This is a genomic window from Dysgonomonas sp. 521 (assembly GCF_010501055.1).
Taxonomy (GTDB): Bacteria; Bacteroidota; Bacteroidia; order Bacteroidales; family Dysgonomonadaceae; genus Dysgonomonas.
In genome coordinates, this window is the sequence record NZ_QVMO01000014.1 from 18193 (window position 1) to 38157 (window position 19965).

Below are 19965 nucleotides of genomic sequence, written 5' to 3' on the forward strand. Positions count from 1 at the left end.
TTATATTTTAATGTCAAGTATTAATATCCCGGATTTTGAACCAATGGGAATTCCGAGCCTTCAGTCTTGTCAATTTCAGACTGGCTAATAGGTAAGAATTTTCTTGTATCGTCCCATACGCGGCTTATAGGAATATCCATATCCGTTACAGAGAGTACGTCTTTAATAGCCTTGCCGTTTTCATCGCTACCCCAACGTACCAAATCCCAGAAACGTAAGCCTTCGCCATAAAATTCACGGTGACGTTCACGTTTAATGTTGTTTAGGGTCGCATTTATACGGTGCTTGGCATCACCAAAAGCGCGGTCGCGTATCGCATCCAGATATGGCTGTGCGGCACCTTGTCCGCCTCCTACCGCGAACTCCAGTTCGGCAGCATTCAGGTATGCCTCAGCGATGCGATAGATACGACGGTTGTTTTCATAGTTCAAATCGCGGTCTCCCTGATTACCTTCGTTATAGCCATCACGGGCAATATACTTTTTGAGAAACAAGCCTGTATTCTGATAAGTGGAACTTGTCGCAAATGCAATAGCAGTAGCGTCTTTCCTATAGTCGCCGGCCTCGTTGAACAGAGCGTTAAACGTAACCGCATTTACCGGGCAAAAACCCCATCCGGCTACAAAAGGCTTTATATCTATATCACGGGCGCCTGTAAATCGCGGCGAATAATTACCATAACCTGCCCAGGCATTTCCCCATGATTTGGCCTCAGGGATACAATTGACTTCAAAAATACTTTCGCTGCAAAATTCGCCGTCACGCAGGAATATCCATTCTATCGGATTGTCAGTAGAAGGCGATCCTTCGCCAGTATAGTTAGGTTGCGCAGCTGTTGTTACCAGACTGAAAGCTCCGTTATTGATAATAGTTTTCATGTCTGCCAGTACTTCAGCATATTTCGACTGGTCTTTGTAATACATTACCACGCGGGCTTTTGTCATCATAGCCATAGACTTGGTAACACGTCCCGTATTGTCACTCATCGGCAATTCTGGTTCAGCGATAGCGGCATCCAGATCTGCAATAATAATCGGGTACATTTCGTCAAATGTATGCTGTCTGGCTATAAAAGGTTCAGATGTCCATGCCTTATCGAAGTAAGGGATATTTCCGTACGCTTTCCACAGCCAATGTACATAATAAGCACGTAAAGCCAGAGTTTCGGCACGCAATCTCGCCAAAGTCCTCGGATCGGGGTCTCCCGCTGCATTATCTATTGCGTCTAGTGCGCCGTTGCAACGTTTCAACCCTGCATAAAAGATACTCCACCAGCCGTCAGGAGAATTTGACGGAGTTGAATTAAAACTCGCGAAAAGTTGTAAGAATGGCTGGTCACCTGCATCTGATCCACCTGCATAAATGTCGTCGGTAGCTACATCGTAAAACATATTGACAGGCATCCACTTGCTATTGGCATAATCGTCAAAATTCATGATGGAATATGCACCCGTCACATTCTTTTCAATCACATCTATTGTGGCCGGCGCGCCTGCTACCACATCTGTGCTAGGATAAGACGTCAGATAGTCATCGCCGCAGGATGTCAGCAGCCCTGCCAGTACAACTATAAATAATACGATTTTATTTTTTTTCATGATTCTTTTATTTTTAAGATTTAGAAAGTAACGCCCAAACCGAAATTGAAAGTGCGGGCCACCGGATAGTTCCCCATAATAGATACACCGCTCTGCCTGTCAGCAATTTCTGGGTCGAATCCATTATATTTGGTAAATGTGAAAAGGTTTTCGGCTCCTACCCATAAGCGTAGGCGTTCGATAGTAGCTTTGCGTGTGATTGCCACTGGCAATGTGTAGCCAATCTGAATGTTTTTCACGCGGGTAAACGCACCGTTGTGAACATATAAGTCGGATATACGCCAGTTTTGATTCAAATCTGCACCGGTTGAAGCCAATCGCGGATATTTGTTGGATGTTCCTTCTCCTGTCCAGCGATCCATAAACCAAGCCGGAAGATTAGATTTGGAAATGTCGGTACGCCTTGAGATATCAAATACATCGTTTCCTGTTACACCCTGTATGAATACATAGAGGTCGAATCCTTTATAATCGGCTGTCAGTGTAAATCCATATGTCCAATCCGGTACTGGTTTACCAATCATTTTCTTATCATGAGAGTCAATAACGCCATCCGGCACTCCGTCAGGACCTGATATATCTTTGAAGCGAACGTCTCCCGGTACAGCTTTCGGCTGAAGCAAGTTTGTCGCGCCAGTTTCAGGATTAGTCCATGCATAGTTGTTAACCTCATCCTTGTTTTGGAAAATACCGTCTGTTACATAACCGTAGAAGAAAGGGCTTGGATAACCATTGCGCTGATAGATAAAATTATCAAGACCTGCAGCTCCGATCGCTCCCCAACCGTTTTCACCTGAAGCGTTACCATAGTCCACTATTTTGTTTTTCACATACGACAGATTGCCTTTAAGTCCAATATTCAGATCTTTAACCGGTGAAAAACGATATGCGATATCAAATTCCACACCCTGATTGTCTACAATACCTGCATTTTCGTATGGAGGTGACTGCCCTACATATCCCGGAACACCGGCAGATTCGCGCAACATGTCTTTGGTACGTTTCTTATACCAGTCGAATGTGAAGGTAAGCGCGCTGTTGAGGAATACCATATCCACACCTATATCAGTCTGTGTACTTTTTTCCCAGTGAATATTCGGATTTGGCAGACGGCCTGCACTGATACCATAATTCATCTGATCTCCAAAATAATAATTCAGTCCACTCTCCATCAAACTCATATAAGAATAAGCATTGATACGGTCGCTACCGTTCATACCCCATGAACCGCGCAACTTGAGGGCGTCCCACCATGTAGGTTTGACGTTTTGGAATGTAGGTTCGTTCCATACATTCCAACCCACAGAGAAGGAAGGGAAGGTACCCCATTTATTATTTGCTCCAAATTTGTAAGAGCCGTCACGGCGTACTGTTGCCTGAAGCATATACCTTTCATCAAAGTTATAGCTAACACGTCCATAATAAGATGCCAATTTAGATTCAGTAGTCTTACCGCCACTGGTTCTTCCTCCTTTGGCTATATCCATTTGCGCATTGTCAATGATAGCCATATTCGGGTCGTAAGCTTTCAGGTCATAGCCTTTGCCTGTCAGTACACGGCTGTGCATATCACGAGCCGATTGACCTGCCATCAAAGAGAAAGAATGTTGTCCAAGCCTGAAATCATAAGTCAATGTATTTTCAATCTGACGTGTAAAACCACGGTTCATTTCGGCTGCTGCAAAAGACTTTGTAGGATCTTCATCATTTGCCCCTGTTGTGTTATAAGATTGGAAATAAGGGAACCTATAGCTGTTATTTCCCCAGAACGCCAGGTCGAAGCCATAGCTGGAACGGAATTTCATGCCGGGCAATACATCGAGTTCACCCCAGAAACTACCAATGAATTTATCTTCTTCATTGAAAGTCTTGTCGGGGCGGGTATAAATAGCTAACGGGTTACGGAACTCCTGAAAATCTACAGGTGAAGGTGTAAGTACACGCCCGTTAAGAGTCAGTGCTGTAGGGTGTTCAGCTAATAAGGCCGCACCGTCTTCTTCACTAAGATAAGGAGTCATCATAGGCTGTAAACCCATGGCGCTGGAAAGAACTGTACCAAATACATCATTGTTATACAACCCGGTAGAATTTCCGCGTGCATAAGAAACATTGACACCTACTTTCAGCTTATTCAAGAATTTACGATCCCTAGCTGTATAAATTTCATAATCACTATTGAGTCGAACCGACCATCTGTCGTAATTAGACGCGCCATAATTACCACCCAATATACCATCCTGTACAAAGCGTCCTAAAGAAAGGAAGTAAGAGCCTTTCTCGTTTCCACCCTGAATGCTGATTTCATGGTTTTGCACCGGTGCGTTATCATTAAAGGCTACATCCTGCCAGTTCGTGCTTGGAATAATCCCATTACGAGCATCGGCAATATTCTGAGCCGAATAAGCAAGTCCCATATTAGAGCTCAGATTATACTCGTTCATCAGAGTCATATATTGCTCTGAGTTGAGCATCGGCACTTTTCTCCAAGCACTCTGCCAGCCAAGAGTCATTTCATACGAAATTCTTGGTTTGCCTTCTTTTCCACGTTTGGTAGTGATCAGTATAACCCCGTTACCACCTCGTGTACCATACACTGCAGCCGAAGCCGCATCTTTCAGAATTTCCACCGATTCGATATCGGAAGGATTCAGGTTTTTGATACCACCGTCTACAGCCATACCGTCTACAATATAGAGAGGGCTGTTGTCGCCTGTGGTCCCTACTCCGCGAATACGAATATTGACATCGCTACCCGGTTGTCCCGAATTGGTTGTTATGGAAACACCGGACACTTGGCCATTCAGTACGTTTTCTATGCGTGAAGGGGTTGCTTTTGCAATATCCGAAGCCTTTACGCTACTGATAGCTGCCGTTACAACGCTTTTTTTCTGTACGCCGTAACCAATAACAATTACTTCATCCAATAAACTTTGTGCAGACTTTAATTTCACATCCAGCTTACTGCCTGTAACGGGATGCTCCTGGCTATCATAGCCTACATAAGTAAATGCCAGAGTAGCACCGGCAGGCACATTAATAGTATACTGACCATCCACATCGGTCATTGTTCCATTAGTTGTACCCTTTTGGGCTACAGATACGCCAATTAAGGTTTCTCCTGTTTCTGCATCGGTAACAACTCCCGTTATCTCGGTAGTTTGCCCCAAAACAGTCATAGAAGTAAAAAGAAAAAACGGAAGGATAACAAGTAACTTCCAAAGAAAGGATTTTCTCTTCATAATTGAAAATTTAAGGTTGATTAATTAATAGTTTTAGATTCTTGTTAGTGAGTCTGATGCAAACATAGAACATTACTTTCTTTTTTTTTATATTTTTTAATACTTCAAAAACTCAAAAAACTTTCTTTTTGAATACTACAATACTACTACAACACTTTTAATGAAGACTGACAACCAGATTATTATGTTAATTACTATTTGCAATTTCTGTTTTTAGTAATTATATTAGTATATTTGATATTGCTAGTATGCTTTTAATAATTATTAATGTATAACATCAATCAAAATATTACAGTATATCCAGTCATTTTTCCCTTTGAAAATTTGACAGTTAACTATTTATTACCAAGAGAGATAAATGCAAAATTTCATATTACTTAAGAAACTGTTTAAATTTTATACGAATTTTTTATTATGTCTTTTTATTTGGGCAAAGTACTTTATACATAACCATAACATCCATGAAACATATTCTCAGAATTATATCTTATATACTATTCTTACTAGTACCCGTATTTATATATCCGGATACTATCTGGCAGCGAAAAATAATAAACTATGAACGTAATCAGTACAAAGCCGGCTTTCAGAATTGGATGATAGCCCAATCCGAGAATGGATGGATATATTGTGCCAATTCGAATGGGTTATTGGAATTTGATGGCGTCAACTGGACTTCATATCCTATCCGCAACAATGTAATGCGTTCGCTAAAAATCATTGATAAGAGAGTATATATCGGTGGCAGTACCGAATTTGGGTATTTTGAGCCCAATCAGATCGGACTCCTTACCTACCACTCTCTGTCGGAAAAGACAAAAGACTGGGGCGGAGAAGTCTGGAATATAATCGACAATGATAATGTAATTTATTTCCTAAGCGAAAGGTATATCCATACATATAATAAGAAAGCAAATGGAGTTACCTCCGTCAATACCAATATCAAGATAGACTGTTCCACCCTATACAAAGGGAAATTATATATAGGCACTACCGACGGAATATTTTATCTGGACGACAACAATAAGATTATGCTCTTAGAGTCGTCTAAGCCATTGACCGGACGCAAGTTGGTAAGCCTGTTGCCATATAAAAACGATATACTGGTAACATCAGCCCAAGCCGGCTTATACCTGTTAAACACAAATGATATACAAAAGATACAATCGATAGCAGACAGCTTTATCAGTAAGAATCAGTTGTTCAGTACAACTATATCGGGGTCGAAAATAGCATTGGGTTCAGTTCAAAACGGCGTTCTTATCTTCGATTTCGATAAACCTGCTTACAAAGAAGAATTCAATCTCAACAACGGGTTAAGGAACAACACTGTATTAAGCTGCTTTTTTGATAAAGAACAAAACCTATGGCTGGGACTTGACAAGGGGATTAGCTATATAAATCTAAACTCTCCTATCAGGCCTCTGTTTGCTACAGCTTCCCCTCTAGGCACCGGCTACTGGAGTACAGTATATAATGATGAATTATATTTCGGAACAAATCAGGCACTTTACAAACTCGACAAAGAAGGGAACTACAAGCTCATAAAAGATTCGGAAGGACAGATCTGGTCTATAAATATCATCGAAAACTCTCTCTTCAGTTCGGGAGATAATGGCATCATCGTTATAACTGCTACCGAAACCTATAAAATAAATCTGCAGGGAGCATGGGAAACACACGCCCTGGCTGCCGATAGAGAGCGGCTGATAGTAGCCACATATTCAGGATTCCACATACTTAAACGCGAAAACGGACGTTGGGCCTATTCACACAAAGTACCTGATTTTTTTGATTCGTGCCGGGGATCCATAGAAGATAATGAGCCTTATACTTTCTGGATAGCAAATGCCAGCGGTTACATACAACGGATTACATTCGACCCGGGATTCACCAAAATAGTGAAACAAAAAGCTTATCCGTTCAATAATGAGACTTTCGATGCGAATATCATTTTCAGGAAGATAGATAATAACCTTGTTATTTGCACCGACAACGGGATTCTTTACTACAGCCGCATTAGCGATTCCTTCGACCATTATACACAGTTGGAGTCAATGCTTGAAGGTCCTAAATATTATGAATTCTTATTCGTAGATAAGCTAAAGAATATTTGGTTTGTCGCTGACAATAACCTGAAGATGCTATCTTACACCGATGGAAAATACCAAGGGAATATACACAACTGGGGATTATCCAACGAACTGATAGACAGCTACGAAAACATCTATTTAACAGATTCCGCAACAGCTATTGTATCTGTAGACAATGCTTTCATGAAAATAGACCTGTCAAAGAAAAGGAACAGTCCCCTCCCAACAAATACATATATAAGGAAAATAACAAACAGCCGGAACGACAGTATTTTAAGCTATGGAGGCAAAGGGAAGTCAATATCCTTGCCTTATTCCTTAAATTCGATCAGGATTCATTTTGCCGCTACCTCCTATGAGCATTCATCAGACATTTTATATATGTACCGCCTCAAAGGCCTGGATGAAAACTGGAGTATCCCTTCTACAAACACATTGAAAGAATATACCAACCTTGATGAAGGGAAATATACATTCGAAGTGAAAGCCTTCATCGACGGAAACCCTGATTCTACGAATGTTACATCTGTAATGTTCATCGTACAGCCTCCGTGGTACAGGTCGCTTCTGGCCTATCTGCTTTATTCTCTTGCCGCTGCAATACTAATACTTATCTTATACAAAAAGACAATAAGCAAACAAAAACGGATTATCCATCAGAAAGGAGAAGAACTGATAGCACAGACCAAACGCCATGAAGAAGAAACCAAACTGAAAGATCAGGAAATTTATGAATTGCAGAACGAAAACCTGAAAAGTGAACTAAAATACAAAACGCAGGAGCTTAACGGATACATACTGAATGTCATTCGTAAAAACGAAATGTTTGAAGATATAAAGAAAAACGCCTTGAACATATCCAAAGCTATTGATGAAGAAAAACAGATGAGCACGATCAAGCAAAAGGTGATGCGCCTGATTAGCCAGATCAACAGCAATATTGAGCACGACACTGATTTCAAGGTGTTTGAATCAAATTTTGACCTTATACATCAGGACTTCTTCAAACTTCTTGATGAACGATTCCCGGGACTTAGCCGTAACGAAAAGATATTGTGTGCATATCTGAATATGAACCTTTCTACAAAAGAAATAGCTCCTTTATTGAATATATCGGTACGTGGAGTGGAAGTCAACAGGTACAGGCTCAGAAAAAAAATGAATCTGGACAGAGATGTAAACCTTTCGGAATTTTTGCATAACCTGAAATGATATTTTCTTTACAATTTGACACTAAAACAGAGTACTAACAACAGATTATTAATCCATCAACAGTCTGTTAATACATAAAAGAGGATAAAATATTATATTTTGTCCAGAAAGATGCTTATAAATATTCTCAATATTTTTTGGGATAAAAATATAAATCTTATCTTCGAAAAATGTAACCAAGAACCAAGCATCATGGAAATCAGACTTAATAATACATTGCCGGAATATCCTTCTTTCGTAGAAGGAATACGCCGTGCACCAGATAGAGGATATAGCCTCACCCCTGCTCAGACAGAAACTGCACTAAAAAATGCGTTGCGTTATATTCCTAACGAATTACACGAAATTCTGGCTCCTGAATTTCTGGAGGAATTAAAGACCCGCGGGCGTATATATGGCTACCGCTATCGTCCTCAGGGAGATATTTATCCCAAATCCATTGATGAATATACAGGAAACTGCATCGAGGGGAAAGCCTTCCAGGTAATGATAGACAACAACCTGTGCTTCGACATTGCCTTGTATCCATACGAACTGGTGACTTATGGCGAAACCGGTCAGGTGTGCCAGAACTGGATGCAATATTGTTTGATAAAGAAATATCTCGAAATACTCACCAGTGAGCAAACATTAGTAATAGAATCGGGTCACCCGCTTGGACTATTCAAGTCGAAGCCCGATGCCCCGCGTGTTATTATCACCAACTCTATGATGGTAGGTATGTTCGACAATCAGGCTGACTGGGAAATAGCAGCACAGATGGGTGTTGCCAACTACGGACAAATGACCGCAGGAGGCTGGATGTATATTGGCCCGCAAGGAATCGTGCATGGCACATTCAATACTTTACTGAATGCCGGACGCCTGAAATTAGGCATTCCGCAGGATAAAAACCTTGCAGGTTACCTCTTTATATCTTCCGGACTGGGAGGCATGAGCGGAGCACAGCCTAAGGCCGCGGATATAGCAGGAGCAGTATCCATCGTTGCCGAAGTGGATTATTCACGTATAGTGACCCGCCACAGTCAGGGATGGGTGCATCATATAATTGCCGATGCGGGTGAGGCTTTTGATATAGCGCAACAGGCACAGAAAGAGAAGAAAGCCTGTTCGATAGCTTTTCATGGAAATATAATCGACCTGCTTGAGTATGCCGAAAACAACGGAATACATATTGATTTACTTTCCGACCAGACTTCCTGTCATGCCGCTTATGAAGGCGGATACTGCCCTGCAGGTGTCTCTTTTGAAGAAAGAACAAAACTGCTGAAAGAAGACCGTGGAACATTCCATACATTAGTAGATAAAAGCCTGAAACGTCATTTCGAGGTTATCCGCAAACTGGTAGCAAAAGGTACATACTTTTTCGATTACGGAAACTCGTTTATGAAAGCTATGTATGATGCCGGAGTAAAAGAAATATCCAAAAACGGCGTTGATGAGAAAGACGGATTTATCTGGCCTTCGTACGTAGAAGATATTATGGGGCCCGAACTTTTCGACTATGGCTATGGCCCTTTCCGATGGGTTTGCCTCAGTGGGAAACATGAAGACCTGATTAAGACCGACCATGCGGCAATGGAATGTATCGACCCTGCACGAAGAGGTCAGGATAAAGATAATTACGACTGGATTCGCGACGCCGAGAAAAATCAACTGGTGGTCGGCACACAGGCACGTATACTTTATCAGGATGCTTTGGGACGTATGAATATCGCTTTGCGATTCAATAAGTTGGTACATGATGGTGAGGTAGGCCCGATTATGCTGGGGCGCGACCATCATGATGTAAGCGGTACGGACTCCCCTTTCCGCGAAACGGCCAATATAAAAGACGGCAGCAATGTAATGGCAGATATGGCTGTACAGTGCTTTGCCGGAAATGCGGCCAGAGGAATGAGCTTGATAGCTCTCCACAACGGCGGAGGCGTTGGTATCGGGAAATCTATAAACGGCGGCTTTGGACTGGTATGTGACGGCAGCGAACGAATCGACGAAATTATACGTTCATCTATGATATGGGACGTAATGGGCGGAGTAGCCCGCCGTTCGTGGGCACGGAACGAACATGCGGTGGAAACTTGCAATTCATTTAACCGGACGCATCAGGATGGGTATCATATTACCATGCCGTATATAGCTGATGATGAATATATAAAGAATTTATGTAAATAAGATGAAATTATTACCAACAATCATACTCACTCTTTTTTCGCTAACTACTTTCTCTCAGGAAATCAACCTGAAAAAGAAAGCACAGGAGATTACCGAAGAAGGAAAATCCCTCTACAGGCTTGAACTCGCGGCCTGGCACGGCTCTGATATTTTTATGGAAAGTTATAAAGGAGAAGAGCGTGTGGGAGGTTATTTTTCCTATATAGATAACGGTACCCCTAAATGCCTGTTTTTCTCAAGGGGAGAGAATCCAAAGGTAATCGGCGTGGTATCCTTTGGCGATATAAAGATAGTGGAAACAGCTACGATAGACTTTAAGCAGCGGGATTTTAAGGAAAATGAAAAACATCTGTATGCTATCCGGAGAAAGGCTCTCACAGAAATACAACAGGACACTGTTTTGTTCAAAACCTATACAAATACCAGCCTCAACTTAATCCCTATGATAAAGAACGGAGAAAAAAAGGTATATGTACTTACAGCGCCTAAAGTAGCAGGCATCGTTCTCTTTGGAAATGATTACCTGATGACTTTTGACGAGCAGGATAACCTGAAAGATAAGATAGAGATACACCGGAATCTTATCCCAATCGAATTTGAAAAAGGACAGAACGCTGTAGGAGCAATGCACTCTCACCTTACTGAGACAGGTGATTTTATTACGCCTACCGATATATGTACACTTATGTTGTATGCAAAGTTTGCTGAGTGGAAACTGCATATCGTTATGTCTCAGAAGTATGTAAGCATCTGGAACTGCGATACGGAAACTCTTACTCTGATGACAAAGGACGATTATAACAGATTGGAAGAGGAAAGCAAGAGATGACATATAAGGAAAAAGAATTATATGATGCTATTGATGAAATACTCTGGAAAGACTGGAACCCTATCAACATAAATGATAATGAAAATATAAGGGATGAATATCAATCATATACCCCTCATGTTTTCAAGTTAAAAATACAAGGTGCTGATATAGTCAAAATAGCGCGGCATCTTTATAATGTAGAAACCATCAATATAGGATTAGCTGGAAATCCAGAACATTGTAAAATAATAGCTAAAAAGATATACGAATTATGAAATCTGAAATAAAATATATTGAATTAAAATCCGGTTATTCGGACGATGGGCCAGCCTGGATTGGAATGGTTGATTTTTCAAAAACAGGGAAAACAATATATTTTAATGGGCAAGCATTCAAAGGTAATGGACATGGATATGCCAGAGACATTCAAAATGGTGATTTATACTGGATTTCCGGAGTTAAGAAAAATGGATTAGACAGGCATTGGGCTGGGGGAGGTAAGATATTTATTGATAAAAATATAGTACAGGAATATTTAGAATTAACTGGCATTATACAGCTTGACTTAAAGAAATATGAGTTGGTTGAGATTACTGAAACAGACAAACGGCTATTTAATGAGTTAGAAAATCAAAATGCAAATTCATCAATGAATTCAGAGACCGACAATTTATCAATGACGGAATTAGAGAAGACTTTAACTGAATTGAAAAGAGAGGAAAAATACTCTGATTCAAAAGATGGAAAAAAGTTTCTGAAAATAAGAATTTCTGAAATCGAAGAATTAATAGAACAAAAACCAATAATACCATGAGCTCAAACAAAATCATCGAATGCGTACCTAACTTTAGCGAAGGACGCAATTTGGAAAAAGTGGAAAAGATAGTCAATGCTTTTCGTGCAAAAGAAGGAGTTAAATTGCTGGACTATAGTACCGACAAAGACCACAACCGCATGGTAGTCACTGTAGTTGGTGAACCCGAAGCCCTGAAAAAAGCAGTGATAGAAGCTATTGGTACAGCTGTGGAAGTCATTGACCTCACTCAGCATAAGGGGCAGCATCCGCGTATGGGAGCTGTGGATGTAGTGCCGTTTATACCAATCCGCAACGTCTCGATGGAGGAAGCAATCGCCTTGTCGAAAGAGGTTGGAAAAGGAGTAGCCGACCGTTACGGACTTCCTGTATTCCTGTACGAGAAGGCTGCATCAGCCCCTCATCGTGAAAATCTGGCAGCAATTCGCAAAGGAGAGTTTGAAGGATTGAAAGAGAAAATGACAAAGCCCGAATGGAAAGCAGATTTTGGTCCCGAACAGCCACATCCTACAGCCGGCGGCGTAGTTATAGGTGCGCGTATGCCGCTTGTGGCTTACAATGTAAACCTGAATACGAATAAACTCGAAATAGCAGATGCCATAGCAAAAAAAGTGCGATTTCTGGGTGGCGGACTACGTTTCTGTAAAGCAATGGGCGTTGAGCTAACCGAAAGGGGAATTGTACAGGTATCCATGAACCTGACGGATTTTACCAAAACAGCGATTTACCGTGCCCACGAACTGGTACGTATAGAAGCAAACCGTTATGGTGTTTCCGTTGTAGGTGCTGAAATTATAGGTCTTGTCCCTATGGATGCCCTGATAGATACGGCAGCTTATTATCTGGGACTGGAAGATTTCTCTACAAAGCAGGTATTGGAAACACATTTGATGGAGTAAGATTCTATAACCACGGAGTAAAAGGAGTATCACGGAGTTCTAATTATAAGCTCATATCTTTTTATTTAAAACTCCGTGATACTCTGTGTAACTCTGTGGTTAAACAAAAGTATTTATGAAACAAGGTAACATCATCATAAAAAACGCTACCCAATTAGTCACCTGCTCCGGCTTTTCGGCTAAAAAGGGAAAAGATATGGCTGACCTATCCATTATAGAGAACGGGGCAGTCATTATAACCAATGGAATAATTACCTATGTAGGCAAAGATGCTAACTGCCCTCCCCTGTCTGATTTTCCTGAGCATACTGTTGTAGATGCAACAGGAAAAGCTGTGCTTCCGGGATTTATAGACTCGCATACCCATTTTATCTTTGGTGGTTACCGTGAAGAAGAGTTCTCGTGGCGTATGCGTGGCGACAGCTATATGTCCATCATGGAACGTGGTGGAGGCATTCACAACACCATGACGGCTACCCGCAACGCATCTTTTGACGAACTAAAAGAAGCTGGGCGAAGACGTCTCGATAAAATGCTGGCGATGGGTGTTACTACCGTTGAAGGAAAAAGTGGCTATGGCATGGATAAAGCCACAGAGTTGAAGCAGTTGGAAGTAATGAAAGCCCTGAACGAAGAGCACCCTGTGGATATTGTCAGTACCTTTATGGGAGCACATGCCACCCCAAAAGAATATAAGGGCAGGGAGGATGATTTCCTCGATTACCTCATCAGTGAAGTAATGCCGGAAGTAAGAAAACAGGGATTAGCCGAATGCTGCGACATATTCTGTGAAAAGAATGTATTTGATATAGAGCAATCCCGAAGATACCTAACAGCCGCCAAAAAGCTTGGCTTCAAATTGAAAATCCATGCTGACGAAATAGTTACACTCGGCGGAGCGGAACTTGCCACTGAACTAGGAGCCTTATCTGCCGACCATTTGTTACAGGCTTCGGATAAAGGCATTGAAGATTTAGCAAACAGTAATACGGTTGCTACCTTACTGCCCTGCACTGCATTCTCTCTGAAAGAACATTATGCACGGGGACGGTATATGATAGACGCAGGCTGTGCCGTGGCATTGGCTTCCGACCTCAATCCAGGAAGCAGTTTTACTAACTCTATTCCCCTATTGTTTGCTTTGGCATGCATTTATATGCAGCTATCACCCGAAGAGGCTGTTACGGCACTGACCATAAACAGCGCGGCAGCAGTAGGCAAAGCAGATACAACAGGAAGCATAGATGTAGGTAAGCAGGGAGATATTATTATATTGGAGTATCCATCTTATAAGTTTCTGCCTTATCATATAGGGATGAATATTGTAAAAAAGACAATAAAGAACGGGGTTCTATATTGATTTAAAGATTTAATAATTTAATAATTCAAAGATTACTTAAAAAATGGGGCGAATAGATAAATTCGAAGATTTGGAAGTTTGGAAATTAGCCAGAGAGTTTGCTAAAGATATTTATTTATTGACTAATCAAGGTGATTTTTCGAAAGATTTTAGATTAAGAGACCAAATAAGAGCATCATCCGGTTCTATTATGGATAATATAGCAGAAGGATTTGAAAGAAATGGAAATAAAGAATTCATTCAATTTTTATATATTGCAAAAGGTTCCTGTGGTGAGGCTCGTAGTCAGCTTTATAGAGCTTTGGATATAGACTATATTAACAGAGAAAGTTTTGAAAAGAGTTCTCAAAAAGCAACTATAATATCTCAATCATTATCCAATTTTATTGGATATTTAAGAAAATCAGAATTAGATGGCATTAAATATAGAAAATAGAATCTTTAAATATTTGAACTTTAAATCTTTAAATTAAAAATCATGTTAGTAAACCTATCAGTAAAAGAATTCCTAGCCAAGACAGCGGGGAGCGATCCTGTACCCGGCGGAGGTAGTATTGCAGCGCTGAATGCAGCGATAGCATCAGCATTGACAGAAATGGTAGCCAATCTTACCATTGGTAAAAAGAAATACGAGGATAAAGAAGAAATGATGAAAAAGATTGCCGGGATAGCCACAAACTATCAGGCAAGCTTTATTAAAGATATAGATGCCGACTCGGATGCCTACAACAAGGTGTTCGACGCCTTCAAATTACCAAAGGAAACGGACGAAGAAAAAGCCGAACGCAGTAACCAGATACAGGCGGCAACAAAAATAGCAGCCGAGGTACCGATGGAGGTTGCCCGAAAAGCTGTAGATATTATGGATATTATAGCACAGGTAGCCGAAAACGGGAATCAAAACGCCGTCACGGATGCCTGTGTGGCTATGATGACAGCCCGCACGGCGGCATTGGCGGCAATACTGAATGTGAAAATCAACTTATCGTCAATCAAAGATATAGAATATGTGGCGCTAATGACACAGGAAGCGAACTATCTGGAAAGTGAAGCCATGCTGAAAGAACAGGAACTATTAAGCAAAGTCAATAAAATACTATAAATGAAATTCAAAGATTTAAAGATTTAAAAAATCAAGAAGAATTTCTAATCACCAGATACTCATCTTTAAATCTTTAAATACTAAATCTTTAAATACTACCAAGTTTATGAAGAATGTCTATTATGTCGGTTCCGGGGAACTGGATTTTGATATCATCGAAAAGATTATCAACAAGAATCTCAAGCTCGAACTAGCTTCTGAGGCCAAAGAACGTATACAAAAGTGCAGGGATTACCTCGACCAGAAAATAGAATCTCAGAAGACACCGATGTATGGCATTACTACGGGTTTCGGCTCGCTTTGTAACAAGAATATCTCTCCTGATGAACTGACCCGTCTACAAGAAAACCTTGTTAAGTCGCACGCCTGTAGTGTCGGCGAGGAAATTCCCCATGTGGTGGTCAAACTGATGATGCTACTGAAAGCGCATGCACTCTCCCTCGGATATAGCGGGGTACAGGTTATTACTGTTCAGCGGATTATCGACTTTTTCAACAATGATATTATCCCTATCGTCTGCGACAGGGGTTCACTTGGAGCGTCCGGTGATTTAGCTCCTCTGGCTAATCTCTTTCTGCCCCTCATCGGAGTAGGCGATGTTTACTATCAGGGTAAAAAGCGTGAGGCAATGAGTGTGCTTGACGAGTTCGGTTGGAAACCAATCCGGCTGATGAGCAAGGAAGGGTTAGCCTTGCTGAATGGTACACAGTTTATGAGTGCCAATGGTGTGTTTGCTATGCTTAGAGCATTCAAACTATCAAAAAAAGCAGACCTGATAGCCGCCCTTTCGCTAGAGGCATTTGATGGATGTCTCGACCCGTTTCTGGATTGCCTGCACCAGATGAGACCACACAAAGGACAGATAGAAACCGCATCTAATTTCCGCAAACTACTCGAAGGCAGCGAACTGATTTCACGCAAGAAAGAACATGTACAAGACCCCTATTCATTCCGTTGTATTCCACAAGTTCACGGGGCAACAAAGGATGCAATACGGTATGTAGCCTCAGTATTACTCACCGAGATAAATTCGGTAACAGACAATCCAACCATCTTTCCGGATGAAGATAAGATAATATCGGGTGGTAACTTCCACGGGCAGCCATTGGCTATCTCTTATGACTTTCTGGCAATAGCCTTAGCCGAATTAGGGAATATATCCGAAAGGCGTGTAGCTCAATTGATTATGGGGCTACGCGGCTTACCTGAATTCTTGGTGGCCAACCCCGGTGTAAACTCAGGGTTTATGATTCCGCAATATACTTCAGCATCGATGGTTAGCCAAAATAAGATGTACTGCTATGCTGCATCGAGCGATTCCATTGTTTCATCCAACGGACAGGAAGACCATGTGAGCATGGGAGCAAATGCTGCTGTCAAGCTATTTAAGGTAATGGACAACCTGAACCATATACTGGCTATAGAGCTGATGAATGCGGCACAGGGTATCGATTTCCGGCGTCCGGCAAAGACCTCCCCTATCCTCGAAAACTTCCTGAAAGAGTACCGCAAAGAAGTACCTTTTGTGAACGATGATATTGTAATGTATAAAGAAATTCATAAAACGGTAGCATTCCTTAACAGGAATTCACTGGAATTTATGGATTAAAGAAATATCCTCCTGATTTTGAATTAATTAAATATCAGGAGGATACCTGTTCTAAATCATACTATTACTTTTCAGCCAATAAATCATCTACCACCTTATTAAAGTCCTGCTTGAATTCTTCGTAAAACAATCCTGTCGCAGGGCCGTTGAATCCGGTATGAATCTTTCTTACCACACCTTTCTTATCGATGAAGATAGTAGTAGGGTATCCCATAATCTTACTTACCTGCGGAAGGGCTTTTGCTGTGGCATCATCCCCCAGCTTTCCTGCGAATAATATCTCATAAGTAGTATTATAACGCTTAGCCAAACGTGAAAGAACTGTCTTCACATATTCAGGATCATCCTTACGTTCAAAGGCTAATCCTATAATTTCCACTCCCCGCTTATTGTTCTCCTTATACCACGGAGAAAGGTATTCCATTTCATCCAGGCAGTTGGGGCACCAGCTCCCAAGTATAGACACTATCACAACTTTATCTTTATAACGAGGGTCGGATAAAGAGACTTTTTGCCCTTCTATATTGGGAAAAGTGAAATCGAGGCGGTCATATCCTTTCTTCATATAAGCCAGACTGTAAGGGTCGGCAAGAGCAGCATCTGCATTACGTTTGCCAATAAGCTTAGTTACGCCTCTGGTAGTATAAAACTCCCCTGTAAAGCTGTCATTACCCTCAAACTTGCCTTTTATCAGATAGGGACTAAGACCTGCAAATGCAGAAAACCGGAATCCATCATTTGTCAAAGCCCCTTCCAGATAGCGAAGGTCGCCCGCATTGGTCAATATAGAGCCTGTGAGTATAGCTGCATCCTGATTAAATATACCTACATTGTGGGTCGTATCCCCATTTTGTCCGATAAAGTCAATATCCCATTTACCTGCAAGGGAAGTAGTTACAGGACTTGTTGCCACTTCAAAACGCGGAGCATCGCTTTTTACAGCAGTAAAAGGTACTCCTTCATCATTGTCAACAAACAGTTTCTTAAACTTTCCTTCAAATTTGCCGTCAGTCACCACGCCCGTTAATATAGCATCATATGCTTCAATTGGGATAGTCACGGTATCGCTAGAATAGGTTATTCCCTTCAAAGGAACCCTCTCTGCTCCATTTATCAGATAAACTGTAGCCGAATCGGTAGCCGCACCTTGTACTTCGAACAGAAATGGAAACTGCTGGTCTGAAACAGAGAACTCACCTCTCCATTTGCCATCTTCCAGTTTATGGTTCTGTGTCTTATTACATGCCATAGAAAATAGTGTTGCAATAGCTATTAATAAATACTTTTTCATTTTAGTATGTTTTTATCCACCTCCCCCAACCCCTCCAAAGGAGGGGAGACAGCGAAGCCATAAAATAACATCATTTCTTGTTGTGGCTTTGCGGCTCCTTCTCCCTTTGGAGAAGGCGGGGGATGAGGTGTTTAATTTGTCTATAAAATTACAAACTAGTTCTTAAATACCCACAGTTTAGTCTCTATTTTATCATTACCCTGTGCAGATAAAGCCTGCTGATAATTAGCCTGATTTACATTTTGTTCTTTAGTCGGATAATATAAGCGGCTTGGTATTCCTCCATCTCCAAACAGAGGTTCGAATCGGTAGGTCACTTCTTCGCCGTCAATAGTTCCCTGAAATACAATATCTCCTTCTTTTACCAGAAAATCGGGGTATCCGGTACGGCGATACTCGCTCCATGACTCAAGCCCCTGCATATAAAGGGCGATATATTTCTGAGTCAGCACATTTTTCTGGTTAGCAGCAGGAAGCGAAGCCAGATAAGCAGTTACATTGTCGGCAGATACACCCCATTTCTCCAATGAGGCACGGACACCCGATTCATAGTTGCTTTGCGACCATCCATTGTATTCGGAGATAAGGAATTCTACTTCTGCATACTCCATCAGTACTTCTGCATAATTGGCGGCATTGACTACCGACCCCGGCAAGCTGACACCTGTTGCAGCAAATTTACCTGCCTGATCATTTGCCAGTCCGTAAGGCAAACCAAAATAGGTACCTCTGGTAGCAGCAGGCAGTGCATATATCGGCAAGCGCGGATCAACCGCAGGTAATACCGCATTTTTACCCTGTAGTAAATCTGCAAATACATGGGATATGGCAAAGTCCTTCCGGTTGGCTGTAACGGTTGCCCTGTACAACGGAGCTTCGTTAGGAGAAGTCACTGAGTACTTAAATGCGGCATTGTCGCCATTACTTGTAAATACTCCTTTATTCTGTGCATCCTCGAAATGCTCTTTATATAAAGCCTGATTCTTATCTTTCAGGCGGGTAGAAAAACGTAAGCGTAATGAGTTGGCAAATTTAGCCCATTTCTGGTTGCTTCCGCCATAGATTATATCTGACTTTCCGAAGGTTGTTTCTGCCTGATATTTGATAAGTGTATCCCCCGCAGCTTTCAGTTCATTCAATATGTCTGTATATATCTTCTCCTGAGAAGCATATACAGGCGTAATATTCTCAGGCTCGTGTTGCAATGCCTGAAAATCCGTATCCTTATTTCCGTACGATTCGTAAGGAATATTCCCAAAGACATCAGTCAAAGCATAGAATGCATACGATTTCAATACACGGCTTATAGCTATCTGTGTAGCATTGCGTCCGGCTCCGTTTGCTGTTGCCACATCTTTTGTGACAGGGTCAGTATTCAGTTTAATAACCTCTTCCAGATTATTAAGGGTCTTGTATAATCCTTTCCAGTAATCATCGGAATAGCTGAACGGAATATCATACCTCGATTGAGTAGTGTATGTATTCTGTGCAAAATACTGAACAAATAACATAGAACCGCGTAATGACACTGACTCATTCCGCAGGTTATCAACCAGCGATTTTTCTGCTGATGTAATCAACGAAGTAGTCGGCACAGAAGTCGGTCGGTTGGGGTCTTCATTTATATTATCCACACAGGATGATAAAAGGATAGAAGCAAAGAGACCGAGTATATATAGTTTATTTATTTTCATAACATGAAATTTCTATTTTGTTAAAAAGTGACAAAGGTGACACCTTTTCGTATATTTTTGGTTGTTAC

General features: G+C 41.3%; 14 protein-coding genes. 10 read left to right on the forward strand and 4 right to left on the reverse strand.

Features of this window, described 5'->3' with window-relative positions; genetic code table 11:
* Positions 1-20: 20 nt before the first annotated feature.
* Together D0T84_RS06430 and D0T84_RS06435 are read right to left on the reverse strand one after the other, a co-directional pair.
* Positions 21-1598, reverse strand: coding sequence for a RagB/SusD family nutrient uptake outer membrane protein (locus D0T84_RS06430; RefSeq protein ID WP_163307058.1), 1578 nt, complete (start codon positions 1596-1598; stop codon positions 21-23).
* Between the two features lie 20 nt (positions 1599-1618).
* The gene (locus tag D0T84_RS06435) at positions 1619-4837 is read right to left on the reverse strand and encodes a TonB-dependent receptor (RefSeq protein WP_163307059.1); all 3219 of its coding nucleotides are present in this window, start codon (positions 4835-4837) and stop codon (positions 1619-1621) included.
* A gap of 461 nt (positions 4838-5298) precedes the next feature.
* On the opposite strand from D0T84_RS06435, the gene D0T84_RS06440 reads away from it, so the two are divergent.
* The 10 genes from D0T84_RS06440 (at position 5299) to hutH (ending at position 16912) form a co-directional block, all read left to right on the forward strand.
* Positions 5299-8142 (forward strand): triple tyrosine motif-containing protein, encoded by a 2844-nt coding sequence (locus D0T84_RS06440; protein WP_163307060.1) that lies wholly within the window; start codon positions 5299-5301, stop codon positions 8140-8142.
* Positions 8143-8334: 192 nt separating this feature from the next.
* Positions 8335-10317, forward strand: coding sequence for a urocanate hydratase (locus D0T84_RS06445; protein WP_163307061.1), 1983 nt, complete (start codon positions 8335-8337; stop codon positions 10315-10317).
* Between the two features lies 1 nt (position 10318).
* Entirely contained in the window at positions 10319-11146 is an 828-nt protein-coding gene (locus D0T84_RS06450) for a hypothetical protein (protein WP_163307062.1), read from the forward strand.
* Complete coding sequence (locus D0T84_RS06455; RefSeq protein ID WP_163307063.1) at positions 11143-11403, forward strand: hypothetical protein; 261 nt, start codon at positions 11143-11145, stop codon at positions 11401-11403. Before D0T84_RS06450 ends, D0T84_RS06455 begins: the two co-directional genes overlap by 4 nt.
* Positions 11400-11942 carry a hypothetical protein gene (locus D0T84_RS22525; RefSeq protein WP_221413122.1) on the forward strand — a complete coding sequence of 181 codons (543 nt, stop codon included), beginning with the start codon at positions 11400-11402 and terminating at the stop codon, positions 11940-11942. Before D0T84_RS06455 ends, D0T84_RS22525 begins: the two co-directional genes overlap by 4 nt.
* Positions 11939-12841 carry a glutamate formimidoyltransferase gene (gene ftcD / locus D0T84_RS06465; RefSeq protein ID WP_163307064.1) on the forward strand — a complete coding sequence of 301 codons (903 nt, stop codon included), beginning with the start codon at positions 11939-11941 and terminating at the stop codon, positions 12839-12841. Before D0T84_RS22525 ends, ftcD begins: the two co-directional genes overlap by 4 nt.
* A gap of 115 nt (positions 12842-12956) precedes the next feature.
* Positions 12957-14201, forward strand: coding sequence for an imidazolonepropionase (hutI, locus tag D0T84_RS06470; RefSeq protein WP_163307065.1), 1245 nt, complete (start codon positions 12957-12959; stop codon positions 14199-14201).
* Between the two features lie 43 nt (positions 14202-14244).
* Complete coding sequence (locus D0T84_RS06475; protein WP_163307066.1) at positions 14245-14637, forward strand: four helix bundle protein; 393 nt, start codon at positions 14245-14247, stop codon at positions 14635-14637.
* A gap of 42 nt (positions 14638-14679) precedes the next feature.
* Complete coding sequence (locus D0T84_RS06480) at positions 14680-15303, forward strand: cyclodeaminase/cyclohydrolase family protein (protein WP_163307067.1); 624 nt, start codon at positions 14680-14682, stop codon at positions 15301-15303.
* Positions 15304-15409: 106 nt separating this feature from the next.
* A complete protein-coding gene (hutH, locus tag D0T84_RS06485; RefSeq protein WP_163307068.1) occupies positions 15410-16912 on the forward strand; it encodes a histidine ammonia-lyase in 1503 nt (500 codons plus the stop codon).
* A 64-nt stretch (positions 16913-16976) separates the two neighbouring features.
* Here hutH and D0T84_RS06490 read toward each other — a convergent pair whose 3' ends face one another.
* Both D0T84_RS06490 and D0T84_RS06495 read right to left on the reverse strand, forming a co-directional pair.
* Positions 16977-18203 carry a TlpA disulfide reductase family protein gene (locus D0T84_RS06490; RefSeq protein ID WP_163307069.1) on the reverse strand — a complete coding sequence of 409 codons (1227 nt, stop codon included), beginning with the start codon at positions 18201-18203 and terminating at the stop codon, positions 16977-16979.
* 155 nt (positions 18204-18358) lie between these two features.
* Positions 18359-19897 carry a SusD/RagB family nutrient-binding outer membrane lipoprotein gene (locus tag D0T84_RS06495; RefSeq protein ID WP_163307070.1) on the reverse strand — a complete coding sequence of 513 codons (1539 nt, stop codon included), beginning with the start codon at positions 19895-19897 and terminating at the stop codon, positions 18359-18361.
* Positions 19898-19965 lie beyond the last annotated feature (68 nt).